The sequence below is a fragment of the Carbonicoccus niuqiaonis genome, assembly GCF_050157065.1.
GTDB lineage: Bacteria > Actinomycetota > Actinomycetes > Propionibacteriales > Propionibacteriaceae > Avipropionibacterium.
In genome coordinates, this window is the sequence record NZ_CP189573.1 from 810,378 (window position 1) to 832,920 (window position 22,543).

Here is a 22,543-nt window from a genome sequence, read left to right on the forward strand (position 1 = left end):
GGGTGCGCACGGGTCCAGCTCGCGTCGGACTGTTCGACACGAACGGCGGGTGCCGTGGCCCATGGCGCACTACGGTTGCCCCATGGCAGTCGAGAGGTTGTTCCCCACCGAGGAGGGACACGACCTTGTGGCCCTGGTCCGCGAGATCGCCCAGGCCGAGCTGGCGCCCCGGGCATCGGCGGCCGAGGCCGCCGGCGAGTTCCCGCGCGACCTGTTCACGCTGCTGGGCGAGTCCGGGCTGCTCGGCATGCCCTACCCGGAGAAGTGGGGCGGGTTGGCGCAGCCGTACGAGGTGTACCTGCAGGCGCTGGAGGAACTGTCGACGGCCTGGCTGAGCGTCGGGGTGGGGGTGTCGGTGCACGTGATGACCTGCCTGGCCGTCGCCACCCACGGCACCGCGGCCCAGCAGGAGGCCCTGCTGCCGGACATGATCGGCGGCCAGTTGTTGGGGGCGTACGCGCTGTCGGAGGCCGGCGCCGGATCCGACATCGCCGCGATGACCACGAAGGCTCGCGCCGACGGGGACCACTGGGTGGTGAACGGCACCAAGTCGTGGATCAGCCACTCCGGCCATGCCGACTACTACACGACCTTCGTCCGCACCGACAACGACCGCAGCCTGCCGGTGTCGTGCTTCGTCGTGCCCGGTGACCTGGCGGGCCTCAGCTTCGGCACCCCCGAGCACAAGATGGGGATGAACGCCTCGCCGACCGCGACGGTCCACTTCGACGACGTCCGGGTACCGACCGACCGACTGATCGGGGATCCCGGCCACGGCCTGCGGATCGCCCTCGGATCGCTCGACTCCGGTCGACTCGGCATCGCCGCCTGTGCGACCGGACTGGCCCAGGCAGCCCTCGACCTGGCCGTCGACTACGCCCGGGAGCGCCACCAGTTCGGTCGGGCCATCGCCGAGTTCCAGGGGATGCAGTTCCTGCTCGCCGACATGGCCACCGCCGTCGATCGGGCCCGGTCGACGTACCTGCACGCGGCCCGGCTGAAGGACGCGGGTCGCACCTACAGCCGGGCGGCCGCGGTCGCGAAGCTCACCGCCACCGACGCCGCGATGCAGGTCACCGAGGACGCGGTCCAGGTGCTCGGCGGGTACGGCTACACCCGCGACTTCCCGGCGGAACGGTGGATGCGGGAGGCCAAGGTGACCCAGATCTTCGAAGGCACCAACCAGATCCAACGGATCGTGATCGCCCGCCAGCTGATCGGCTCGCAGGTCCGCAGTGGCCTCGCGACCCGCAACACCGACCGTCGACAGGAGAACTGATCATGGAACTCGCGACCGACGACGTCGCCCTCGTCACCGGCGGTGCCTCCGGGCTGGGGGCCGCCACGGTCCGACACCTGCATGACCGGGGCGCGTCGGTGGTGATCGTCGACCTCGAGTCGTCGGCGGGCGCGGCACTGGCCGACGAGTTGGGGGAGCGGGCCCGGTTCTGCCCGGCCGACGTCCGATCCGCCGAGCAGGTCGCCGAGGCCGTACGGACCGCGCAACGACTCGGTGCACTTCGGGTGGCGGTCAGCTGCGCCGGGGTGGTCAACCCCGGCCGCATCATCGGCCGCAAAGGGGTGCTCGACCTCGACGCGTACCGGACCGTGATCGACATCAACCTGGTCGGCACCTTCAATCTGCTGCGGCTGGCCGCGGCGGCGATGGTCGACAACGAGCCGTCGGGTGGCGACCGTGGGGTGGTGGTGATGACCGCGTCGGTCGCCGCCTTCGAGGGGCAGGTCGGGCAGGCCGCGTACGCCTCCAGCAAGGGCGGGGTGGTCGGGCTGACACTGCCGGCGGCCCGCGACCTGGCCGACAAACAGATCCGGGTGATGACCATCGCCCCCGGCATCGTCGACACCCCGATGATGGCGGGGCTGCCCGACGACACCCGCGTTTCGCTCGGTGCCGGCGTTCCGCACCCGTCCCGACTTGCCCGGCCCGAGGAGTACGCCCAGCTGGTGGGTCAGATCGTGGCGAACCCCTACCTGAACGGGGACGTTATCCGGCTCGACGGGGCACTGCGGATGCCCCCGCGCTGACCTCGCGCACCCGAACGGCCGATCCGATTCGTACCGACGAGGTGTCCACATGTTGCAAGCGATTGCACCCCCGGGGGTGGATCGGTAGGTTGGCCCGCGGGTGTCAGAACTGGCATCCGAGCACGTGCCGACAACGCCAGAACGCGAGGAAGACATGGCAGAAACGCCGACGGAGCAGGCCACGAACAAGGTCCGGGTGGGAATCCTTGGACTGGGACGCAGTGGCTGGGGCATCCACGCCGCCGGCATGGCGGAGGTCGCCGACCAGTACCAGGTCGTCGCAGTGGCCGATGCCATGCCCGATCGCCTCGAGGAGGCCAAGGAGAAGTTCGGGTGTGACACCTACACCACCCCCGAGGAACTGATCGCCGACGCCGACGTCGAGCTGATCATCGTCGCCACCCCCTCCCACACCCATGTACCGCTCGGTCTGGCCGCGATCGAGGCCGGTCGCAACGTCGTGATCGAGAAGCCGATGGCGACGACCCTGGCCGAGGTCGACCAGCTCACCGCGGCCGCGGAGAAGGCCGGCGTCGTGGTCACCGCGTTCCAGAACCAGCGACTCGACCCGTCCTTCCTCGCGGTCAAGGAGGTCTTCGACTCCGGTCGTCTGGGCGAGATCATCCTGGTCCGCCGCACCGTGCACCGGTTCGCCCGTCGCGCCGACTGGCAGACGCTGCGCTCGATGGGCGGCGGCGAGCTCCCCAACACCGCCCTGCACTTCCTCGACCAGCTGATGACGCTGCTCGACCCGGACACCGACATCGACGTGCTCGGCGACCTGCGCCGGACCAACTCGGCCGGCGACGCCGAGGACCACGTCAAGATCACCCTCCGACCGGCCGAGGGCCCGGTGCTGGACCTCGAGTCCAGCGGTGCGATCACGTTCCCGCAGGACTCCTGGTACGTCGTCGGCACCACCGGCGGCATCATCGGGTCGCCGAGCGAGCTGCAGGTCAAGTGGGTCGACCTGTCGAAGATGCCGGCCATCGAGGCCGACGCGTCGACCCCCGAGGGCCGCAAGTACGGCGCCAAGGAGGAGTTCGACTGGCAGACCGAGACGATCGCGGTGCCGCCGCCGAACCAGCGGACCCAGCAGTACTACTCGAAGCTGTACGACACGCTGCGCAACGGGGCCGACCTGTTCGTCACCCCCGCCAGCGTGCGGAAGGTCGTCGAGGTCATGGAGAGCGCTCGCGAGATGGCCGACTTCGCCTGAACGACACGTGGGCCCCTGCCGAGATCATCTCGGCAGGGGCCCAGTGTCGTGTCCGGGCTGTCATGTCCCGGACGAAACCGGTCAGTCGTCGTTGTTGCCGTCGTCGTTGCGCTTGTTCCGGTGCTCGCTGTTGCCGCGGCTGTTGCGCTGCGGGTTGCCGTTGCCGGTGTTGGCGTGCGGGGCGGCGTTGGACGGGCGCCCCCACGGCCCGGTGATGGCCAGCGTGTAGCCCGGGCCCGACTGGATGTTCACGAACAGCGTCTTGCCGTCAGCGCTGAACGCGGGACCCGCGAACTCGCTGTCGCTGCTCTGGTTGAGCGCCAGCGGGTACGACTTGCCCTGCTCGGTGACGCCGACGAGGTGCGACTTGCCGGACCCGTCCTCGGCCAGGATCAATCCGCCGTGGGCGGAGACGGTGATGTTGTCCGGACCATCGAAGTGGTTGTTCTCGTTGTCGACGTCGGGATTGACCCCGAAGATCGTCTTGAGGGTGATCCGCTCCTTGCGCGGGTCGAAGAACCAGACCTGGCCGTCGTGCTCGTTCACCGAGCCGTCGGACAGGCGGGCGAAGCTGCACACGAAGTAGGCGCCGCCGTCGCCCCACCACTGGCCCTCGAGCTTGCGCGAGCGGGTGACCTCGTCATCGCTGAACTGCCTGCGGATCGACACCTGGCGGGCATCGCGGTCGGGGACCGGGACCCAGCGCACCCGGTAGCTGGTGTTGAAGTCGGTGGCGGCCGCCAGGTCGGCGACGTGGTTGCCGTCGGCGTCGAAGCACTTCATCGCCTCGAGCTTGCCCACCTCGACGGCACCGTCAACGGCGAGGTCGAGCAGCGAGTCCTTGCCGAGCCGGTAGCCCGCCGGCGGCGACCAGCGGAAGTACAGCCCGTTGGGGTTGCCGGCGTCCTCGGTCAGGTAGATGTGACCGGTGCGGGGATCGGTGGCGGTGGCCTCGTGGGCGAAGCGGCCCAGGAACTTCAACGGCAGGTTCGACTTGCCGTGGTTGGCCGCCTGGCTGGTCGGGTCGACCTCGAAGACGTACCCGTGGTCCTTGGTGAGCTTGCCACCGGCGCGGGCCTCGGTCTCCTCACAGGTCAGCCAGGTGCCCCACGGGGTGATGCCGCCGGCGCAGTTGTTCACGTGGCCGGCCGCCGAGGCGTACTGCAGCACGTTGTTGCCGTCGGCGTCGACCTCGATGGTCGTGGTGCCGCCGATGCCGCCCTCGTCGTAGACGATGTCGGCGTTGTCATGGGGGACCGGGTAGGCCTCGGAGCCACCGTTCTCGTGGTTGGTGACCAGGATCGAGCCGCCGGCGGGACGCTCGAAGACGCCCATCGCGTCGGGGTCGTCGGGGTGCACGATGCCGCCCTCGGTCATCTTGCCGACCTCGCCCAGGATCTTGTACGAGAAGCCTTCCGGCAGCGCGATGACCTCGCCCGCCTTGTACTGCAGCGGGCCGTAGCCGAGCGCCGGTCGCGTGGTGGCCGCTGCGGCCTCCCGGACGAACGGGTCGAGGCTGCCGGCACCGGCGAACGCGAACCCGAGGGCAACCGCGGAGCCTCCGATGAAGCCGCGGCGAGTCACTTGATCAGACATGGGTTTTTCTCCTCCAAGAGATCGGTGATGTCCACCCCTGAATCAATCGGCCGCAAGGAAAATCCAGTGCCACCTGAATGGTCATCCACGTGAACAGGTCGTGACCAATCTTGGTGACTTCGACACTGCCAATTTACGCAATAGAGGCGTGATGCATTTGATCGACCGATGTCGATGCTCAGCCTCGGGCCTGGACGGAACCGACCGGGTGACCGGCCGGCAGCAGCCAGCGTCCCGCGGAGGTGACCGCCCCGTCGGGGCGCGACACCTGGTCGCCCAGGACGTAGTCGGTCAACCAACCGTCGGCCGACAGGCTGTGGCTGGTGTAGCCGTTGTAGTTCTGCCAGCCGCCGGCGGCACCCTTGTTGTACGCCTTGCGCAGCGCCCGCGGGTCCATCGCCGGGCGCCACTGCCCCCGGCCACCACTGCTCATCGGCGCATTGACGAACTCGGTGGCGACGAACGGCGACTGCTTGTCGCCGTGCAGTCGGGTGTGGGTGACGATCCCGCAGTGTGCGTCGCCGGACAGGATCACCGGGTTGAACGCCTCGGGGGCCCGCTGCTTGCGAGCCGCCAGGGCTGCGGTGAGCTCGGCATGGTCGGCCGCCACCCATCCGCTGGCGCCACCGAAACCGGTGACCGGCTGCCCGACGCCGATCGCGGTCCAGGTGGCGTCGGAGTCGCCGATCCAGTCGATCAGCTGGGCCTGCTGTGCGGTCCCGAGCATGGTGGTCGCGCTGCGGTACTGCCGGGTGTCGCCCAGGAACAGGTCCAGCAGGCTGCCCCATCGGATGGTGCGGTGCAGGTCGATCTGGTTGGGGGTCGTCGCCTCCAGGTCGCCGGGCCGCGGGTTGCGGAAGGGCATGTGCTCCCAGTACGCCTCGGCGGCGTGGTTGAAGCGCTCGACGTTGCGTTGCGGCAGGGCCCCGCCCCGGAAGTCGTTCCAGAACTCGTGGTCGTCGGGGATCGCGTACCACCCGAACCGGGCGTGCACATCGGCCAGGGATGACCGCAGCTTGTACTGCGCGTACCGGGTCCGGTACTCGTCGAGCGTCTGCACCGGCCGCGGCGGGACGTGGGCCGCCCGACCGAACTCGTAGATGTAGTCGCCCAGGTGGACCACGAAGTCGATGTCGTCGCGGCGGGCGAGGTGACCGTACCCGTTGAAGTACATCGGGTTCGGGCGGCCGCCGGACAGGTTGCCGCCGGCGAGGCTCTGGCAGTTGACCAGCGCGAAGGTGAAGTCGCGGCGCGTACCCGGGGCCGGGGCGGTCCGGGTGCGACCGACCCGGCTGCGGAAACCGTCGACCCCGAACTGGTACCAGTACTCGCTGTCCGGCGCCAGCTCGGTGACGTCGAGGTGGACCGAGAAGCCGGTGTTGCGCTTGGCCGGTGTCGTGCCGACCCGCAGACAGGAGGCCGGGTCGGCCAGCGCGGCCTCGGACTCGGCCACCCGGTACTCGACGTCGACCGCGCCGAAGCCGGCCATCCCGAAGTCGGCCTCCGGCTGCAGGGGCAGTGGGGCCAACCGGGTCCACAGCACGACCGCCGTCGGCGTCGCATCCCCCGAGGCGACCCCCAGGGTGAAGGGCTCGGCGGTCAACCGCTCGCGGGCAGCGGCCGGCCGGGCCGGCTGCCCGGCCGTGGCGAGCGCGCCCACCCCGGCGGCTCCGGCGGCGGTGGTGGTGAACAGGCGGCGACGATTGATCATGGGTCTCAGCCAACCACGTGACCGTGAACCTCGGGAAAACGCCGGCGGTCGCACCGGTGACCAGTTGGCCGATCAGTCGTTGCGGTTCGCTCAGTTCGTGGGCGGCTTCGACCTGGCCCGCAGGGCGTCGATGTCGAAGTGGCGGGCTTCGGACTCGTCCACCGCGTCGGCGTCGGCCTCCCACGGGTCGTACGGCGGCTCCTCGTCGTCGGGTTCGGCGTTGCCGCCCCACGGGGCGTCGATCGGGTCGAGGGTCGGGTCGGCGTTCGGGTCGACCGGTTCGGCCACCATCGCCAGTCCCGGCTCACCGTCCAACCCTTCGTCGGGGCGGCGTGCGAGCACCTGTTGCAGGTAGTCGTCGGTGGCCTGTGCCATCGAGATCTCCCGACCCGCGTTCTCCGAGGCGAACCAGCGGCTCTCCAACACCTCGTGGAACACCTCGGCCGGTTCCAACCGGCCGCGCAGTGCGTCCGGGATCGCATTGATGACCGGCTCGAACACCTCAGTCAGCCACTGGTGCGCCACGATGGCCTCGTCGGCGCCCTGCTGGTCGGTCCGCGCCCGGAACGCGTCCAGGTCGTTCAGCAGTCGGCGGGCCTGGTTCTCCTCGGTGTCCAGTCCGGTCAACCGGATCAGCCGGCGCGAATGGTGGCCGGCGTCGACCACCTTCGGCTGGATCCGGATGCTCGATCCGCCGATGTCGGTGGTGATGTCGAGCTCGGCGACGTCGAAGCCGAGGGCGTTCAGCCGGCGGATCCGGGAGTCGATGCGGTGCATCTCGGAACCGTCGAACTCTTCCACCCCGGTCAACTCACCCCACAGCTCGCGGTACCGCGCTTCGATCGACTCGACCAGCGCCAGCGGGTCGAGGGCCGCGTCGAGCAGGCCCCCGGCCTCCAGGTCGGAGAACTCCCCGAACAGGTTCGTCCGCGCGATGGTCAGGTCGTGTTCCCGTTGCCCGGTGGTGAGTTGATCATGGAGTTCCCCGGTCTCGGCGTCGACCAGGTAGGCGGCGAAGGCGCCGGCATCCCTACGGAACAAGGTGTTCGACAGCGACACGTCCCCCCACAGGAAGCCGATCAGGTGCAGTCGGGCCAGCAGCACCACCATCGCGTCGACCAGCCGGTTGACGGTGTCCTGCCGGATGCCCCGGGTGAACAGTGACCTGTACGGCAGCGAGTACTGCAGGTGCCGGGTCAACAGCACCGGGTCCAGCGGTCGGCCCTCGTCGTCGTACCGCTCGGTGACCACGCCGACCGCCTCCACCGACGGGGTGTCGAGGCGGTGCAGGTCGTGCAGCAGTCGGTACTCGTGCACGGCCAGGTGCTCGATCACTTCCTTGGCCGCGTACACACTGCGGCCGACCCGGATGAACCGCACCACGTGCCGCGAGATGCCGCGGGGGAGTGCGACGAGGTTGTCCCGCGGCCAAGCCTCCAGCGGCAGGTTCCAGGGCAGCGTGATCAGCCCGACGTCGGGACGTGCGGACACGAAGCGTGGCATGGCCCCATTCTCTCCTGCTGGGCAGTGGATCTGCCGGGAAACGATGAACGGTCGGTGCTGCGAAGACGGACAGGGGTCCCACCATGAGGTGGAACCCCTGTCCGGGTGTCCGGACCACGCTTCGTGGTCCGGACGGTGTCATCAGCTGAGGCGGTCGCCCGACTCGTCGGAGAACACGTGCACGTTGTCCGGGTCCACCCCGATGCGAACGGTGGCGCCACGCTGCGGCGGACGCCGCGAGGAGATGCGGGCGACGATCTGCTGCGCGATGAGCTTCTCGTTGTCCTCGAGGCCGGCCAGGGTGCCGTACAGGTAGGCGTCGGCGCCGAGCTCCTCGACCACGGCCACGTCGAGGCCGATGCCGTCACCGTCGGAGAGGGTGAAGTTCTCCGGGCGGATGCCGATGGTGAGGGTCTCCTCGCCGGCGGCCTTGGACAGCACCTCGCGCTTCACCGGGACGGTGAAGTCGCCGACCTGGACGCCGCCCTCGCTAACCTTGCCCTTGATCAGGTTCATCGCGGGCGAGCCGATGAAGCCGGCCACGAACACGTTGGCCGGGGTGTCGTACAGCGCCAACGGGCTGTCGACCTGCTGCAGCACGCCGTCCTTCATGACCGCCACGCGGTCACCCATCGTCATGGCCTCGATCTGGTCGTGGGTCACGTAGACGGTGGTGACACCCAGCCGCGACTGCAGGGCCGCGATCTGGGTACGGGTGGAGACGCGCAGCTTGGCGTCGAGGTTCGACAGCGGCTCGTCCATCAAGAACACCTGCGGCTGCCGGACGATGGCGCGACCCATGGCAACACGCTGGCGCTGACCACCGGAGAGGGCCTTCGGCTTGCGGGCCAGGAAGTCCTCCAGGCCGAGCAGCTTGGCGGCCTCCATCACGCGGGCCTGACGCTCGGCCTTCGGCACGTTCGCCATCTTCAGGGCGAAGCCCATGTTGTCGGCGACGCTCATGTGCGGGTAGAGCGCGTAGTTCTGGAACACCATCGCGATGTCGCGATCCTTCGGCGGCAGGTGGGTCACGTCCCGGTCACCGATCTGGATGGTGCCGGAGTTGACCTCCTCGAGGCCGGCGAGCATGCGCAGCGAGGTCGACTTGCCACAGCCGGACGGGCCGACGAGCACCATGAACTCGCCGTCGCCGATCTGCAGGTCGAGCTTGTCGACGGCCGGCTTCTCCGAGCCCGGGTAGACCCGGGTGGACTGGTTGAAACTGACGGTGGCCATGCCACATTCCTTTCCACGGGCAGGTACGTGCCCGACGATCCGTAGTGGAATCGGAAGCTGGTGGCAGCGTCCGACCCCCGCACGCAGCGGGTGGCCTCAGGCCGCCGTCGAGTCGACAACGTCCCGTGGATGAACGGAGTCTAACCACAACCGGCCGGCTCGGACGACCGCGGCCGGGATTCGGTGGTACCGATCGGGTGACGATTCGGTACCACCGCAGGTCTCAGCGCATCCGGATGCGTTCCCGGTGCTCGTCGTGGGGCAGTTCGTCGGCGACCGCGGTCACGGTGAACCGTTCCAGGTCGAGTCTCGCCCAGTGGTTGGTGATGAACGCGGTGTCGGCGGCGTCGCGGCCGGTGGCGATGCGGACCAAGCTGGCCCGGGGAGCCTTGCGGGTCGAGTCGACCAGTACCCAGTTGTCGTCGACGTAGGCCTCGACCACGGCGTGGAACTCCATCGGGCTGAGCCCGGGGGCGTAGCAGGAGACCAGTCGGGCCGGCACGTTCATCGCCCGCAGCAGGGCGATCGTCAGGTGACTGAAGTCGCGACACACGCCCTTGCGGTTGAGCAGCGTGTCCACCGCCCCGTCGGTGCCCTTGCTGGAGCCGGCGACGTAGCTCAGCTTCTCGTGCACCCGGTCGGAGACGGCGTCGAGCAGGGCGCCGCCGGACAGGCCGGCGAAGTCGTTCCATGCCGTCGGGCCGAGCCGGTCCGACTCGCAGTATCGACTGGGCCGCAGGTAGGTGATCAGGTCGGTGGGGTCGACCGGGGCGAGCTCGGCCGTCCCGATCCCGGATGCCCGGTAGCGCAGTTCGATCCGACTGCCGTCGGCCACCAGCTGGTGGAGTCGGCTGCCGTGCCGGTCGACCATCTCGGTGAACTCGACCGGCCGATCGTCCACCAGGATCTCGAGTTGTTCGTCGCCGACCGGGACGCCGACCGCGGTCGCGACCGACCAGATGATGTTGCAGCGCCCCGAGAGGGAAGCCTCGAAGGTGGCGCTCACGTCACGGCTCATGGTGCAGAGGGTACGGGGTGCGCGGCCGGGTGGGCGTCGTGGACCGCGTGCCACCAGTCGGTCCCGGCGTGCCACCATGACTGTCACGCCGCGGGAGTCGTCCGCGGACCGTTCGACAGGAGCAGACGACCATGGAGTTGTGGATCACCGGGGCGCAGCTCGTCGACGGGACCGGTGCCCCGGCCCGTCCCGCGGACGTCCGGGTGGGTGGTGACCGGATCACCGCGGTGGCCAGTCCCGGAACGGCCCCACACGCCGGCGGGGAGCCCGTGCTCGACGCGACCGGACTGGTCCTGACGCCCGGGTTCATCGACATCCACACCCACTCCGACGTGAGCGTGCTGCACGACCCGCGGGCGCAGAGCAAGGTCCGCCAGGGGGTCACCACCGAGGTCGTCGGCAACTGTGGCTTCTCGCCGTTCCCGTTCAACCCCGACCGGCTCACCGACCACCTCGACCTGCTGGCCGGCATCGGGGACGACCCGATCGAGCCCGACTGGCACGACCTGACCGGCTACGCGGCCGCCGTCACCGGTCGCGGGGTCGCACTCAACGTGGCACCGCTGGTCGGTCACGGCCAGTTGCGGTTGGCCGTCCACGGCGTCGAGCAGGTCCGGACCGCCGAGGGCCTGACCGAGATGGCGGCGCTGCTCACCACGTTGGTCGAGCAGGGTGCCTGGGGGATGTCGACCGGCCTCACCTACACCCCCTCCTCGTACGGGGACCCCGATGAGCTGGTCGCGCTGTGCCGCGTGCTGGGGCAGTACGACCGGCTGTACGCCACCCACGCCCGCGGCGGCGGGGCGAACGCCATCGCCGAGACCGCCCGGGTCGCCCGCGACTCCGGCGCGGCCGCCCAGTTCAGCCACCTGGCGATCAACCACCCCGACCAGTGGGGCAGCGGCCAGGACCTGCTCGACATCTTCGACGCCGAGGTGGCGGCCGGGGTCGACATCGCCTTCGACGTCTACCCGTACGACGCGTCGTCGTCCGCGCTCACCCAGTACCTGCCCGACTGGCTGCAGGAGGGTGGCATCGAGGCGATGCGGGGCCGGCTGGCCGACCCGGCCACGGCGGCCCGGGCGCTGGCCGACGCCCGGCAGGGGTGGGGCAAGTCGGTGCCGTGGCTGTGGGACCGGGTCGTGCTGTCGCGGACCGACGGGCTGCTCGGGTTGGCGCCGGGGATGTCGATGGTCGAGGCCGCCGAGGCGACCGGGACCGAACCGACCCAGGTGATGCTCGACCTGTGCCGACTCGGCGGCAACCGCGTCCAGGTGGTGCTGTTCTACCGGACCGAGCAGGACATGCAGGCCTTCCTGGCACACCCCTCGTCCCTGGTCGGCTCGGACGGGTCGGCGCTGCCGTACGAGTTGGACAGGGAACCGCACCCCCGGGCGTACGGGGCCGCCGCCCGGGTGCTGGGCCGCTACGTCCGTGACCTCGGCGTGCTGGACCTGCCGACCGCGGTGCACAAGATGAGCGGTGGCGTGGCCGACCGGCTCGGCATGACCGACCGGGGCGTGGTCGCCGAGGGGAGGATGGCCGATCTGGTGCTGTTCGACCCGGCCGCCGTTGCCGATCGGGCGACCTTCACCGAGCCACGGCAGGCACCGGTGGGGGTGTCACACGTGATGGTGAACGGTGAGTGGGCCGTGACGGCCGACCAGCAGGTCGACACCCTCGCCGGCCGGGTGCTGCTGCACAGCTGACCCGTTGCCGCGCGTCCGGGCGACCGTTCAGCCGGCGATCCGCATCACCTGCGACAGGGGCTGCAGCAGTGGACCGTTGCTGCACAGGATCCACTCCTGGTCGAGGGCGCGGCCGCCGTCGCGGCTGCGGACGTCGCCGCCGGCCTCTCGGGCGAGGATCGCGAGCGGTGCGTAGTCCCACACCTTGCCGCCGGACAGCACCAGTGCGTCCAGCTCGCCGGTCAGGTAGTCGGTGATCGGCGAGGCGCGGCGGCCCGCCCAGGTCGTACGACCGGTCAGGAGATCGATGTGGTCGTCGGGGGTGGACTGGTAGCCCCCCACGGTGGCCGCCGCCAGGTCGGCGGTGCTGCTCAGTCGGAGCGGTCGGCTCCGGTCCTGGGGTGCGTCCAGTCCGCACCGGTAGGCGCCCTCGCCGCGGACGGCCCAGAACAGCTCGTCGTCCTCCGGGCGGGTGATGATGCCGAGCATCACCGCACCGTCGACCTCGAGCGCGATGTGGTTGCCCCACCCCGGCTTGCCGGAGATGAACTGACGGGTGCCGTCGATCGGGTCGATGACCCAGCGGCGACCGCTCGTGCCGGTGCGCTCGGGGTACTCCTCGCTGAGTACGCCGTCGTCGGGGCGCTCCTCGGCCAGGATGTCGGACAGCACGCGGTCGACCTCGAGGTCTCCCTCGGAGACCGGCGAACCGTCCTCCTTGATCGTGGTCGGGACGTCACCGCCCGACCAGCTCAGCGAGATGGTGGCGGCATCCGCCGCGAGTTCGAAGGCCAGGGCGAGGTCGTCGTCGTTCACCGTCGCAGTCCATCACATGGCGCTCGGCGCAGTGTCGGCACTCCGCGTGCCGGTACCGATCCCACTGGCCTCAACGGCCCGCCAGGGACATGGCGCACAACCCTGGGATCCAGTGGAATCCGGCTCAGCACTCGACGATGTTGACCGCCAGCCCGCCCCGGGCGGTCTCCTTGTACTTGGTCTTCATGTCGGCCCCGGTCTCCATCATCGTCTTGATCACCTTGTCAAGGCTGACGGTGTGGGCACCGTCACCGTGCAGGGCGAGCCGGGCGGCGGTGATCGCCTTCACCGAGGCCACCGCGTTCCGTTCGATGCAAGGGATCTGGACCAGTCCGCCGACCGGGTCGCAGGTGAGGCCGAGGTGGTGCTCCATGCCGATCTCGGCGGCGTTCTCGACCTGTTCGGGGGTGCCGCCCAGGATCTCGGCGAGAGCGCCGGCCGCCATCGAGCAGGCGGTCCCGACCTCACCCTGACAGCCGACCTCGGCACCGGAGATGGAGGCGGTCTGCTGGTAGATCGAGCCCAGTGAGGCCGCCACCAGCAGGAACCGGATGATGTCGTCGTCGCCCATTCCCGGGACGAACCGGACCGCGTAGTGGAGCACGGCCGGAATGATGCCGGCGGCCCCGTTGGTGGGTGCGGTGACGACGCGGCCGCCCGAGGCGTTCTCCTCGTTGACCGCCAGCGCCCACAGGGTCACCCAGTCCATCGCGGCGAGCGGATCGATCCGGTCGATGACGTCGCCGCTGTTCTGGGTGGCGGTCCCGCTGCCGAACGGCCCGACCTCGTCGAGCACCCGCTGGTGCAGCTCGGGGGCCCGGCGGCGCACCTTGAGCCCGCCCGGCAGGACGCCGGTGGTGGTGCAGCCGTTCTCGACGCACTCGACCATCACCCGCCAGATCCGCAACAGCCCGGCCCGGACGTCGGCCTCCGGACGGCGGGCCGACTCGTTGGCCAGCGCGATCTCGCTGATCGACAGCCCGGTGTTGGCGCAGTGGATCAGCAACTCGGTCCCGGTCCGGAACGGGAACGGCACCGGCGTCGGGTCCGGCTGCAGCACCGGGTGGCCCGAACCGTCGTCGTCCAGCACGAAGCCGCCGCCGATGGAGTAGTAGGTCCGCTCGACGAGCACGTCGTCCGCGGCGTACGCGGTGAACGTCATCCCGTTGGGATGGAACGGCAGCGAGCGCCGGCGGTGCAGCACCAGGTCCTCGTCGACGTCGAAGTCGATCTCGTGGCGGCCGTCGAGGCGGAGCCGCTTGGTCTCGCGGATCTCGGCGGTCCGCGCCGGGCTGGCCGTGGTGTCGACGGTCTCGGGGTCCTCACCCTCGAGGCCACCCAGCACCGCGCCGACCGAGCCGTGGCCGTGCCCGGTCGCCCCGAGTGAACCGAACAGTTCGGCGTGGACGCGGGTGACGCGGGCCATGGCGTCGTCGGCGGTCAGCTCGCCGGCGAACCGGCGGGCAGCCCGCATCGGCCCGACGGTGTGGGAACTGGACGGCCCGATACCGATCTTGAACAGGTCGAAAACACTGACGCTCACGCGTCCCAGTGTGCCTGCTCGCCGAGCACTCCGGTGACCGCATCGGTGACCGTACGGACTGCGAGCCGGTTGAGGTCGGCGCGACTGTGCCTGCGGAGCGGGCCGTGCAGGGCCAACTCGGCGAACCCGTGGACCGCGGCGAAGCAGGGCCACTCGGCGTCGGCCCGTCGTTCGGGGGACAGGACGCCGACCTCGACCAGCCGGTCCAGTGCCTCGACCAGCAGTTGGTAGGGCTTCGGGCCGCTGCTGGCGGCGGCGACGGTCGGAGCCTGGGCAGGGTCGTGCTCGGTGCCGAAGAAGGCCGTGCTGAACCAGCCGGGTTCATCGAGGGCGAAGCGAATGTAGCCCAGTCCGACCGCGTGCAGCCGACCGACCGCGACTGCCGCCGGGTCGGTGCCGGCGGTGACGCTGCCGCGCGGTTGCATCCGTCGCGCCATCCTCTGCCCGATCACGGCTGCCACAGCACCCACCAGGGCATCGCGGTCACCGAAGTGGCGATAGGCGGCGTTGGGCGAGACCCCGACCCGCCGGGTCGCCTCCCGCAAGGTCAGGGCGGCGGGGCCGCCGGTGCGGGTGAGCTCCAGCGCGGCGTCGACCAGGGCGGCGCGCAGGTCGCCGTGGTGGTAGCTCGAACGGGTGCCCGTCCCCGCCGGTCGTCCGGTCACCCTTGCCTCCCTCGGACTCGCATGTGTACGCTGTCAACATACCAAAGTTGACGCTGTGAACATTGGAGGTTCCCATGACGGACCAAGCCCTGCCACCGGTGGTCGACGAGGCCACCTGGCGGCGCGAACTCGACGCACTGCGGGCACGGGAGAAGGCGGCCACCCGCGAACTCGACGCGATCGCGGCACAGCGCCGACGACTGCCGATGGTGGCGCTGCCCGACTACACCCTCACCGGGCCGGACGGCCCCGTCCCTCTGGTCGACCTGTTCGGCGACAAGAACCAATTGATCACCTACCACCACATGTGGTTCCCCGACGCGGAGTGGCAGTGCGGTGGCTGCACCAGCTTCACCGCCCAGTTCACCCGGCTCGAGTTCCTGGCGCCATACGACGCGCGGTTCGTCGTCGTCACCCAGGGGCCGATCGGCGAAGCCCTTGCCTACAAGGAAAAGGTCGGCAACAAGATGGACTGGTACTCCACCGCCGACAGCCCGTTCGGGGCCGACATGGGGGCGGGGCCGGGCGAAGGGTTCGCGGTGAACGTGTTCCTGCGCGACGGTGACACGGTCCACCGCACCTGGCACACCGACGGCCGCGGCACCGAGCAGCTCACCCACACCTTCGCCCTGGTCGACCTGCTGCCGTACGGCCGCCAGGAGGAGTGGCAGGACTCACCGCCGGGTTGGCCGAAGACGTCGACGTACAGCAAGTGGCCAGGCTCCGAGGACGTCGCCGCCGCGTACGGGCCGCAGGGGGTGTCGGCATGACCGAAGCACACACGAAGACCCTGGCCGTCGACGGTGCGGTGCTCACCTACGACCTGCACGGAGACCCGACGAGCGCGGTACCGCTGCTGGTGCTGGGTTCCCCGATGCAGGCGTCCTTCTTCGGACCGCTGGTCGCCGAACTGGGGGACCGGCCGGTGATCACCCTCGACTTCCGCGGCACCGATCGGAGCCGTCGTGACGATCCGTCGACGGTGGTCACCCCCGAGGAACACGCGGCCGACCTGCACCTGGTGGCGACCGAGCTGGGCCTCGCCGAGGTCGACGCCTTCGCCACCAGCGGGGCGGCGGTCAACTGCCTCGCCTGGGTCGAGGCGGGCGGCCCCATCCGCACCCTGGTGGCACACGAGGGACCCATCCTTTCGGTGCTGCCGGACCGCGAGCAGGCCACGGCCGCGTGGCGGCGCATCCTCGACGCCTACGACGCCGATGGCCTCGGAGCCGGCATGGCGAGGTTCCTGCAGCTCGTGATGCACGAGGGCCCGATCACCGAGGCCGACGTGAGCGCTCCGACACCCGATCCGGCCATGTTCGGTCTGCCGACCACCGACGACGGTGATCGCACCGATCCGCTGCTGGGACAGTTCCGCCCGTGCACCTTCTGGGAGCCGAACCCGGCAGCCCTGCGCGATGCCGACACGCGGATCGTGATCGGGGTCGGGGAGCAGTCGCGGGACACGCTGCCCGGCCGGTCGGCACTGGCCCAGGCCGAGTTGCTCGGGCTCGAGCCGACCTGGTTCCCGGCCGGCCACGACGGGTTCCTGCCCCCGAACGAGCATGGGATGGGCGGCGACCCGGTCGCTTTCGGCGCCCGGCTCCGGGAGGTGCTCGCCAGCAGCGTGACCGCGGGTTAGAGGTTCTGCAGGCCGAACGCGAAGGCGAGGAAGATCGCCCCGGGCGCGAGTACCGAGATGATGATCGCGAAGACCCCGGCCGCAGCGCCGCGTCGGGTCGACGCGGCGATGATGCCGAGGACGAAGCTGATCAGACCCAGCGATGCCGGCAGGATCTGCAGGAGGAGGTGCGTCGTGAGTTCGCTCTCGACCGCGCGGTAGCCGGGCGTGCCGGAGGACATCGAGGAGATCGCGTAGATCAGGTCGATGGTGCGCGAGGTCAGGACGCCGCCGATCACGCAGGCGACCAGCACCAGGAACAGTGCCACGATCCCGAGCGCCGGGCTGCGTGATTCCTTCTGCGGTGGCTGTGCGTACGCCACCGGCATCGGCATCGACTGGGCGTACGGCGCCGGGGCGGGTTGAGCGTACGGCGGATGCTGAGGCTGGGCCTGTACCGGGGGCGGCGGGGTCGGGGTCTGCTGCGGGTTCGGGTAGTCGGGGTGACTGAACTCGTCCGGTGGTGAGTACCGCCCGGCCGACGGCTGGTACCCGAACTCGGGGCCCGAGGTCGGGTGTTGCGGCGGTTGGCTCACGAGGTCTCCAACTGGTCGGAGCGAAGCTGACTGCTCAAGGATAGGCCCGCGACGGGGAACCCGCTGTTCGGTGAGTTGCTTGGCACCGGATCCCGACCGGTGGACAGGTACCCTCGCGGGGTGACACGTACCGAGCCCGAGGAGGCTGCCGACCACGAGCCGGAGACCGACGAGTCGGGCGACGAACAGGAGTGGTGGGCCGACCCACGGATGCCGTGGCGCGGCCGCAAGCCGTCGAAGGCCGACATCGGCTGCCTGTTCGCGATCATGGGCATGGGGATCTACGCGCTGGCGATGATGCCGCTGCGCCCGGTCCTGCTGGCGCTGAACCCGTACGTGCTGGCGGCGATCTCCGGGTCGTCGATCGCGATGGCGACCATCGGCGCCTACGCCGCGGTCGACGGCGGCTTCTGGTGGGTGTTCGGACTCCTCGTCGGCACCCTCAGCATCATCAAGTTCGACTGGATCTACTGGTGGGCGGGCCGACTCTGGGGGCAGGGCCTGATCGACTACCTGCTGCAGGGGCGGTCGGAGCGGGCCAAGCGGAACGCGGCCCGGGCGCAGAAGCTGACGCACCGGTACGAGACGTTGGCGCTGGCGGCCACCTACATCCCACTGGTGCCGATCCCGGCCGCCATCATCTACGGCGCGCTGGGCATCTCGGGGACCTCGCTGCGCAAGTTCCTCATCCTCGACATCGTGTTCGCGTTGATCACCCGGGCCGGCTACATGGCACTCGGGTTCTGGGTCGGGCAGCCGGCGGTCGACTTCCTGGAGATCTACGGCCGCTACGCCTGGTACCTCTCGATCGCCATCATCGTGGGCATCGTGGTCGTCAGCATCGTCCGGTCACAACGCAAGGCGAAGGCCGCAGCCGACAGCTGAGTCGGGACCCTCGACCGCCCTACCATGATTATCGGCGGACCCCAACGGTTGGAGATGACGTGTCGTACCTGTACAGCCTGGAGCAGGGTTCGCTGGAAGGCCTCCGCGCCGAGGTCGACCGGATCCGCTCCGGTCCGTTTCCGACCGACGAGTACTGCGCTCTCCGCGGCCTGGAGCCCGACGAGGCGGCCGAGATGTTCGGCTACGTCGACGAAGACGTGCGGATCCTCGACATTGCGGTCCACCGCACGCACTGGGAGGACCCGTTCTCCCCGATCGACAAACTTGACTGGCACGAGTACGAGACACTGCTCGACCAGGTGGGTGGGATCAGCGAAGCGGCAGGGAAACTGGTCATCGATCTGTTCGAGGGGCCGCCGCTCGACATCCGGCCGGACGAATGGGGCTACCACGGCTCGCTCGAAGCAGACTCCGTGGATCGGCTGCGTAGTCTGCTCGAGCCCGTCGTCGGCGCCGCGGCCGACCGGTTGCAGGCAGACCCACGCGCGTGGGACGAGCCACTGACCTCCCATCGGCTGGTCGGGCCGGCGCGGGTCCTGGCGGTGCTGCGGCCGGTGGCGCCCGGCAAGGACGTGATCGTCGGCCTCGGCTAGGCGGATCAGGCTCGTGAGCCCCCAACAGGATTCGAACCCGCGACCTGCTGTTTACAAGACAGCTGCTCTACCAACTGAGCTATAGGGGCGTGCCCGGGTGAGGGGCGCACCGGAAATGGTACCGGGTCAGCCGACGCCGGGTCCGGCGACGAAGACCTGCCCCGTCCCGGCCACCTCGGCGGACTCGGCCGCCGACACCCAGACGGCCTCGACGGGCGGCACCTCGACGCCGTCGACGGTGACCGTCCCGCTGATCACGAGCACGATCCGGCCGGTGCCGTCCCCGGGGAGCCGGATCGGAGCCCCGGCGACCTCCAGTCGCCACAGGCGGTACTCGGGGGTGTCGCCGCCGTAGCGGAACACCCCGGTGGCCTCCTCGGTGACGGTGACCGGGACCGAGGCGCTGGGGGAGAAGTCGACCACCCGACCGAGTTCGTCGACGTCGACGTGCTTGCCGGTCAGGCCGCCCCGCAGCACGTTGTCGGAGTTGGCCATGATCTCCACCCCGCCACCGCGCACGTAGGCGTGCATCAGCCCGGCCGGTACGTGGATGGCCTCACCGGGCGCCAGGGTCAGGTGGTTCATCAGCAGGCCGGCGATCACGCCCGGGTCGCCGGGGTGGTGCTCGGCCAGGGCCAGCGCCGTACGGCACAGTTCGCGATGGTCGTCGTCGGCGTCGTCGCGGCCGGCGCGGGCCGCGGCGACCACCTCGTCGACGACGGCACGGTCTTCCTCGGTCAGCCGGCACAGCCCGAGGAAGACCGTGGCGATGCCGTCGGCGCCCCCCGGTTCGGTCAGCGGGCCGAGCAACTCGGTCAGGGACGGCACCTGCAGTCGGGCCAGCCGTCGGGCCGACACGGTCGGGTCGGCGAAGCCGTACAACACCTCGGTCGGGACGACGGCGACCAGCGTCTCGGGCTTCGGCCAGTCGTCACGGTAGTTGCGGTCCGGGGCGTCACGCGACGCGCCGGCTGCCTCCTCGCGAGCGAAGCCGGCCTCGGCCTCCGCGCGGGAGGGGTGGGCCTGCAGGCTCAGCGGTTGCTCGGCGGCCAGGACCTTCAGCAGGTACGGCAGGGTCGCGCCGAACCGTTCTGCGGCTTCCGTGCCGACGGCGGTGGGATCGTCGGCCACCAGGTCGGCCAGCGTACGCCCGTCGGCGTCGAGGTGGGACGGTGCCTTGGGGTGGGCGCCCCACCACACCTCAGCCTGCGGCAAGCCGTCGGGAGCGACTCCGCGTAGCCGCGGGATCGCGGTCGTCGAACCCCAGGCATAGTTCTGGACGGTGCCGGTCAGTCGCTGCACCATCAGGAGTCCTCATCTGTGTCGGTCGGTTCGGTCGCCGCGTCGGGCAGGGCGGCGAGCCAGGCTTCGAGGGTACGCAGGCACTCGACCGTGGCCGATCGCGGCACCAGGGCGGACTCGGTCCGGCCGGCGGCCAGGCTGTCCAGCACGTCCTGGGCCTGGAAGGTGTAGCCGTGGCCGGGGAGGTCGAGGGTGAACACCTCCGGGTCGGCGTCGGTGCGTTCGAGCCGAAGCTCCTGGCAGGCAAGGAATCCGTCGGTGACGATCCGACCGGCGGTGCCGACCACCTCGAGCCGGTTGGCCGGGTTGCCCAACAGCGAGGTGTGCACCGATGCGGTCACCGGCCCGTGTTGATCATGCCCGTGTTGATCATGGACGAGGACGGCGGTCGACTCCACGTCGACCCCGGTCCGCAGGTGACGGGTGCCGACCGCCATCACGCGGTCGGGTTCGCCGAGGAACAGGTGCGCCATGTGTACGGGGTAGATGCCCATGTCGAGGATGGCGCCGCCGGCCAGGTCGGGGTTCAGCAGGCGGTGGTCGTCGTCGGCATCGCTGTGGAAGCCGAGGGCGGCCTGGACGTGTCGCACCTCGCCGATCGCCCCGTCGGCCACCAGGTCAACCGCCCGGCGGATCAGCGGGTTGGTTCGGGCCCACATCGCCTCCATCAGGAAGGTTCCCTGACGCTCGGCCAGGTCGAACAGGTCGGTCGCCTCGGCGGCGGTGACGGTGAGCGGCTTCTCGCACAGCACCGCCTTGCCGGCTTCCAGGCAGGCGCGGACCACGGCCGGGTGCTCGCTGTGCGGCGACGCCACGTACACCACGTCGACCTGGTCGTCGGCGACGAGTTCGGCGGTGCTCCCGTACGACCGGGGGATCTCGTGGTGGCGGGCGAAGTCGGCCGCCCGGTCGGTGCTGCGGGAGGCCACCGCGACGACCTCGATGTCGGGCAGGAGTTGGAGGTCCTCGGTCACCACACCGGCGATGTGTCCGGTGCTCGAGACACCCCAGCGAACGGGTCGGTCAGCCATGTCCCCATCCAACACCAGCGCTGGGCGGGAGGAATGACACTGGTGTCATTCGCAGCTAGACTCACGGCCATGGCATCAGCGATCCAGCCGCAAGGGGCATCCGGCGAACCAGTCGGTCTGACCGACCGGGATGCCGAGATCATCGCCTTCGAACGCCAGTGGTGGAAGTTCCCCGGGGCCAAGGAGCAGGCCATCCGCGACAACTTCGACATGTCTGCCACCCGTTACTACCAGATCCTCAACGCGTTGATCGACCGGCCAGAGGCCCTGGCCCACGATCCGCTGCTGATCAAGCGACTGCGTCGGCTCCGCGAGACCCGGCAGCGGGCCCGTTCCGCCCGTCGGCTCGGCTTCGATCCCGACCGCTGACGCGCGACAACTGGGCCCGCGCCACGCGTACGGCATCGGCCAGTCCCTCGCGCAGCGGCCGCAGCGGTAGCCGTACGTAACCGCCCACGTCCAACCCGGCACGAATCTCGAACCAGTTCGCCGACGCCCGATCCCCGGTGCGCAGCCACGACCAGCCCATCGCCGCCGCGTAGGCGGGCAGGAAGAGCGGCCCGAGTGCCGCCCACTGCCACGTGTGGGCCTCCTCGTGCTGCAGCAGGCTCGGGTTAGTCCGCTCGTGGTGGGACCACTCCTGTCGGCTGAGCAGCACGTTGCCCACCGCGAACGCCCCGGCGTACGGGAACCGCAGCCGGTAGCCGTCGGCCAGATGGAGGCCCCGGGGGCCACGGGCAACCGTGCACCCGCCGACGCGGGCAATCAGCAGCCCGAGCGGGGTCGACACGTTGGCCCAGTTGCCGACCTGTCGTACTCGATGAACCGGAAGCACCGCGTCCCCCTCCTTCGCCGCGGCTCGCCGGGGCACCGCGATCGGTGTCGATCGTCCCACGTCGACGACGGCGCCGACACCCGCCACAACGACCGTGCGGACAGTAGGGTGACTCCCATGCACCCGCAGCAGCCCCCGGCGCAGCCGTACGGTCAGCAACCGCCTCCCGGGCAGGCCGGGCCCGGGCAGCCGCCCAAGGTCGACCATGCGATCCCGGCCCGGGTACTGCTCATCCTCGGATCCATCGCGGCCGCCTACGCCGGCGGCGGTGTCCTGGGTTCGGTGTTGTTCGGCAGCGGCAGCCCGATCGTCGCCGTGGCAGGCCTGCTCGGCTTCCTGCTGGGACTCGTGGCTGTCGCGCTCGCCGGCTCCAGGACCACGGCTCGGTACGTGGTGACGTCGATTGCGGCCCTGGTGATGATCGTCGGGGCCATCGTCCACGTGCTCACGCCCGACTTCGCGGTGTCGACCTTGTTGGCGATGATCGTCGGCGTCGTCGCGTTCGGGGTCGCGATGGCGCTGCTCCCCAAGCGACCGATTCCCTGAGCCGATTCCCTGACTTGCCGCCACCGCCTGCCTCGGTGACCTTGGCAACTGGCAAAGTTGCCCCTGGAAGAG

The 22,543-nt window shown here is 70.1% G+C and carries 22 protein-coding genes and 1 tRNA gene; 10 read left to right on the forward strand and 13 right to left on the reverse strand.

Annotated elements, in window-relative coordinates; translation table 11 throughout:
- Window positions 1-82 precede the first annotated feature (82 nt).
- From ACQBAU_RS03640 to ACQBAU_RS03650, 3 genes are all read left to right on the forward strand, one after another.
- The gene (locus ACQBAU_RS03640; protein WP_465255161.1) at window positions 83-1,279 is read left to right on the forward strand and encodes an acyl-CoA dehydrogenase family protein; all 1,197 of its coding nucleotides are present in this window, start codon (window positions 83-85) and stop codon (window positions 1,277-1,279) included.
- A gap of 2 nt (window positions 1,280-1,281) precedes the next feature.
- The gene (locus ACQBAU_RS03645; RefSeq protein ID WP_434550172.1) at window positions 1,282-2,046 is read left to right on the forward strand and encodes an SDR family NAD(P)-dependent oxidoreductase; all 765 of its coding nucleotides are present in this window, start codon (window positions 1,282-1,284) and stop codon (window positions 2,044-2,046) included.
- A 154-nt stretch (window positions 2,047-2,200) separates the two neighbouring features.
- Window positions 2,201-3,265: a Gfo/Idh/MocA family protein gene (locus tag ACQBAU_RS03650; protein ID WP_465255160.1), complete on the forward strand. Its 1,065-nt coding sequence runs from the start codon at window positions 2,201-2,203 to the stop codon at window positions 3,263-3,265.
- Window positions 3,266-3,346: 81 nt separating this feature from the next.
- Here ACQBAU_RS03650 and ACQBAU_RS03655 read toward each other — a convergent pair whose 3' ends face one another.
- The 5 genes from ACQBAU_RS03655 to ACQBAU_RS03675 all read right to left on the reverse strand — a co-directional run bounded on the left by ACQBAU_RS03655 (window position 3,347) and on the right by ACQBAU_RS03675 (window position 10,329).
- Complete coding sequence (locus ACQBAU_RS03655; protein ID WP_465255159.1) at window positions 3,347-4,861, reverse strand: alkaline phosphatase PhoX; 1,515 nt, start codon at window positions 4,859-4,861, stop codon at window positions 3,347-3,349.
- A gap of 178 nt (window positions 4,862-5,039) precedes the next feature.
- Window positions 5,040-6,572, reverse strand: coding sequence for an alkaline phosphatase D family protein (locus ACQBAU_RS03660; RefSeq protein WP_465255158.1), 1,533 nt, complete (start codon window positions 6,570-6,572; stop codon window positions 5,040-5,042).
- Window positions 6,573-6,662: 90 nt separating this feature from the next.
- A complete protein-coding gene (locus ACQBAU_RS03665) occupies window positions 6,663-8,075 on the reverse strand; it encodes a DUF4032 domain-containing protein (protein WP_434550168.1) in 1,413 nt (470 codons plus the stop codon).
- Between the two features lie 141 nt (window positions 8,076-8,216).
- Window positions 8,217-9,311 (reverse strand): ABC transporter ATP-binding protein, encoded by a 1,095-nt coding sequence (locus ACQBAU_RS03670; RefSeq protein WP_434550167.1) that lies wholly within the window; start codon window positions 9,309-9,311, stop codon window positions 8,217-8,219.
- A 223-nt stretch (window positions 9,312-9,534) separates the two neighbouring features.
- The gene (locus tag ACQBAU_RS03675) at window positions 9,535-10,329 is read right to left on the reverse strand and encodes a transglutaminase-like domain-containing protein (RefSeq protein ID WP_465255157.1); all 795 of its coding nucleotides are present in this window, start codon (window positions 10,327-10,329) and stop codon (window positions 9,535-9,537) included.
- Window positions 10,330-10,460: 131 nt separating this feature from the next.
- Here ACQBAU_RS03675 and ACQBAU_RS03680 point away from each other — a divergent pair, with 131 nt between their 5' ends.
- Window positions 10,461-12,038: an N-acyl-D-amino-acid deacylase family protein gene (locus ACQBAU_RS03680; protein ID WP_434550165.1), complete on the forward strand. Its 1,578-nt coding sequence runs from the start codon at window positions 10,461-10,463 to the stop codon at window positions 12,036-12,038.
- 27 nt (window positions 12,039-12,065) lie between these two features.
- Here the strand turns inward: ACQBAU_RS03680 and ACQBAU_RS03685 are convergent, their stop codons facing one another.
- The 3 genes from ACQBAU_RS03685 to ACQBAU_RS03695 all read right to left on the reverse strand — a co-directional run bounded on the left by ACQBAU_RS03685 (window position 12,066) and on the right by ACQBAU_RS03695 (window position 15,041).
- Window positions 12,066-12,833, reverse strand: a complete 768-nt coding sequence (locus ACQBAU_RS03685) for an inositol monophosphatase family protein (RefSeq protein ID WP_465255156.1) — start codon at window positions 12,831-12,833, stop codon at window positions 12,066-12,068.
- 124 nt (window positions 12,834-12,957) lie between these two features.
- Window positions 12,958-14,376 (reverse strand): L-serine ammonia-lyase, encoded by a 1,419-nt coding sequence (locus tag ACQBAU_RS03690; RefSeq protein WP_465255155.1) that lies wholly within the window; start codon window positions 14,374-14,376, stop codon window positions 12,958-12,960.
- The gene (locus ACQBAU_RS03695) at window positions 14,373-15,041 is read right to left on the reverse strand and encodes a TetR/AcrR family transcriptional regulator (RefSeq protein ID WP_465255154.1); all 669 of its coding nucleotides are present in this window, start codon (window positions 15,039-15,041) and stop codon (window positions 14,373-14,375) included. The genes ACQBAU_RS03690 and ACQBAU_RS03695 overlap by 4 nt, the downstream gene beginning before the upstream one ends.
- A 74-nt stretch (window positions 15,042-15,115) precedes the next feature.
- Here ACQBAU_RS03695 and ACQBAU_RS03700 point away from each other — a divergent pair, with 74 nt between their 5' ends.
- Window positions 15,116-15,811, forward strand: a complete 696-nt coding sequence (locus ACQBAU_RS03700) for a DUF899 domain-containing protein (RefSeq protein ID WP_465255153.1) — start codon at window positions 15,116-15,118, stop codon at window positions 15,809-15,811.
- Window positions 15,808-16,683, forward strand: coding sequence for an alpha/beta fold hydrolase (locus ACQBAU_RS03705; protein WP_465255152.1), 876 nt, complete (start codon window positions 15,808-15,810; stop codon window positions 16,681-16,683). The genes ACQBAU_RS03700 and ACQBAU_RS03705 overlap by 4 nt, the downstream gene beginning before the upstream one ends.
- On the opposite strand, the gene ACQBAU_RS03710 is transcribed toward ACQBAU_RS03705, so the two are convergent.
- Window positions 16,680-17,258 carry a hypothetical protein gene (locus ACQBAU_RS03710; protein ID WP_465255151.1) on the reverse strand — a complete coding sequence of 193 codons (579 nt, stop codon included), beginning with the start codon at window positions 17,256-17,258 and terminating at the stop codon, window positions 16,680-16,682. The two genes, ACQBAU_RS03705 and ACQBAU_RS03710, sit on opposite strands and share 4 nt — an antisense overlap.
- A 120-nt stretch (window positions 17,259-17,378) precedes the next feature.
- Between ACQBAU_RS03710 and ACQBAU_RS03715 the strand changes: the two genes are divergently transcribed.
- On the forward strand, window positions 17,379-18,143 hold the full coding sequence (locus ACQBAU_RS03715; RefSeq protein ID WP_465255150.1) for a DedA family protein: 765 nt from the start codon (window positions 17,379-17,381) through the stop codon (window positions 18,141-18,143).
- Between the two features lie 59 nt (window positions 18,144-18,202).
- Window positions 18,203-18,757, forward strand: a complete 555-nt coding sequence (locus ACQBAU_RS03720) for a hypothetical protein (protein ID WP_465255149.1) — start codon at window positions 18,203-18,205, stop codon at window positions 18,755-18,757.
- A 16-nt stretch (window positions 18,758-18,773) separates the two neighbouring features.
- Here the strand turns inward: ACQBAU_RS03720 and ACQBAU_RS03725 are convergent.
- The 3 genes from ACQBAU_RS03725 to ACQBAU_RS03735 form a co-directional block, all read right to left on the reverse strand.
- Window positions 18,774-18,846, reverse strand: a tRNA-Thr gene (locus tag ACQBAU_RS03725).
- Between the two features lie 37 nt (window positions 18,847-18,883).
- Window positions 18,884-20,062 (reverse strand): mannose-6-phosphate isomerase, class I, encoded by a 1,179-nt coding sequence (gene manA / locus ACQBAU_RS03730; RefSeq protein ID WP_465255148.1) that lies wholly within the window; start codon window positions 20,060-20,062, stop codon window positions 18,884-18,886.
- A complete protein-coding gene (locus tag ACQBAU_RS03735; protein WP_465255147.1) occupies window positions 20,062-21,090 on the reverse strand; it encodes a Gfo/Idh/MocA family protein in 1,029 nt (342 codons plus the stop codon). Before ACQBAU_RS03735 ends, manA begins: the two co-directional genes overlap by 1 nt.
- A gap of 69 nt (window positions 21,091-21,159) precedes the next feature.
- Between ACQBAU_RS03735 and ACQBAU_RS03740 the strand changes: the two genes are divergently transcribed.
- Window positions 21,160-21,459 (forward strand): DUF3263 domain-containing protein, encoded by a 300-nt coding sequence (locus tag ACQBAU_RS03740; protein ID WP_434551256.1) that lies wholly within the window; start codon window positions 21,160-21,162, stop codon window positions 21,457-21,459.
- Here the strand turns inward: ACQBAU_RS03740 and ACQBAU_RS03745 are convergent.
- Window positions 21,380-21,925 carry a hypothetical protein gene (locus ACQBAU_RS03745; protein ID WP_434551255.1) on the reverse strand — a complete coding sequence of 182 codons (546 nt, stop codon included), beginning with the start codon at window positions 21,923-21,925 and terminating at the stop codon, window positions 21,380-21,382. The two genes, ACQBAU_RS03740 and ACQBAU_RS03745, sit on opposite strands and share 80 nt — an antisense overlap.
- 117 nt (window positions 21,926-22,042) lie before the next feature.
- Here ACQBAU_RS03745 and ACQBAU_RS03750 point away from each other — a divergent pair, with 117 nt between their 5' ends.
- On the forward strand, window positions 22,043-22,471 hold the full coding sequence (locus ACQBAU_RS03750; RefSeq protein WP_434551254.1) for a hypothetical protein: 429 nt from the start codon (window positions 22,043-22,045) through the stop codon (window positions 22,469-22,471).
- Window positions 22,472-22,543 lie beyond the last annotated feature (72 nt).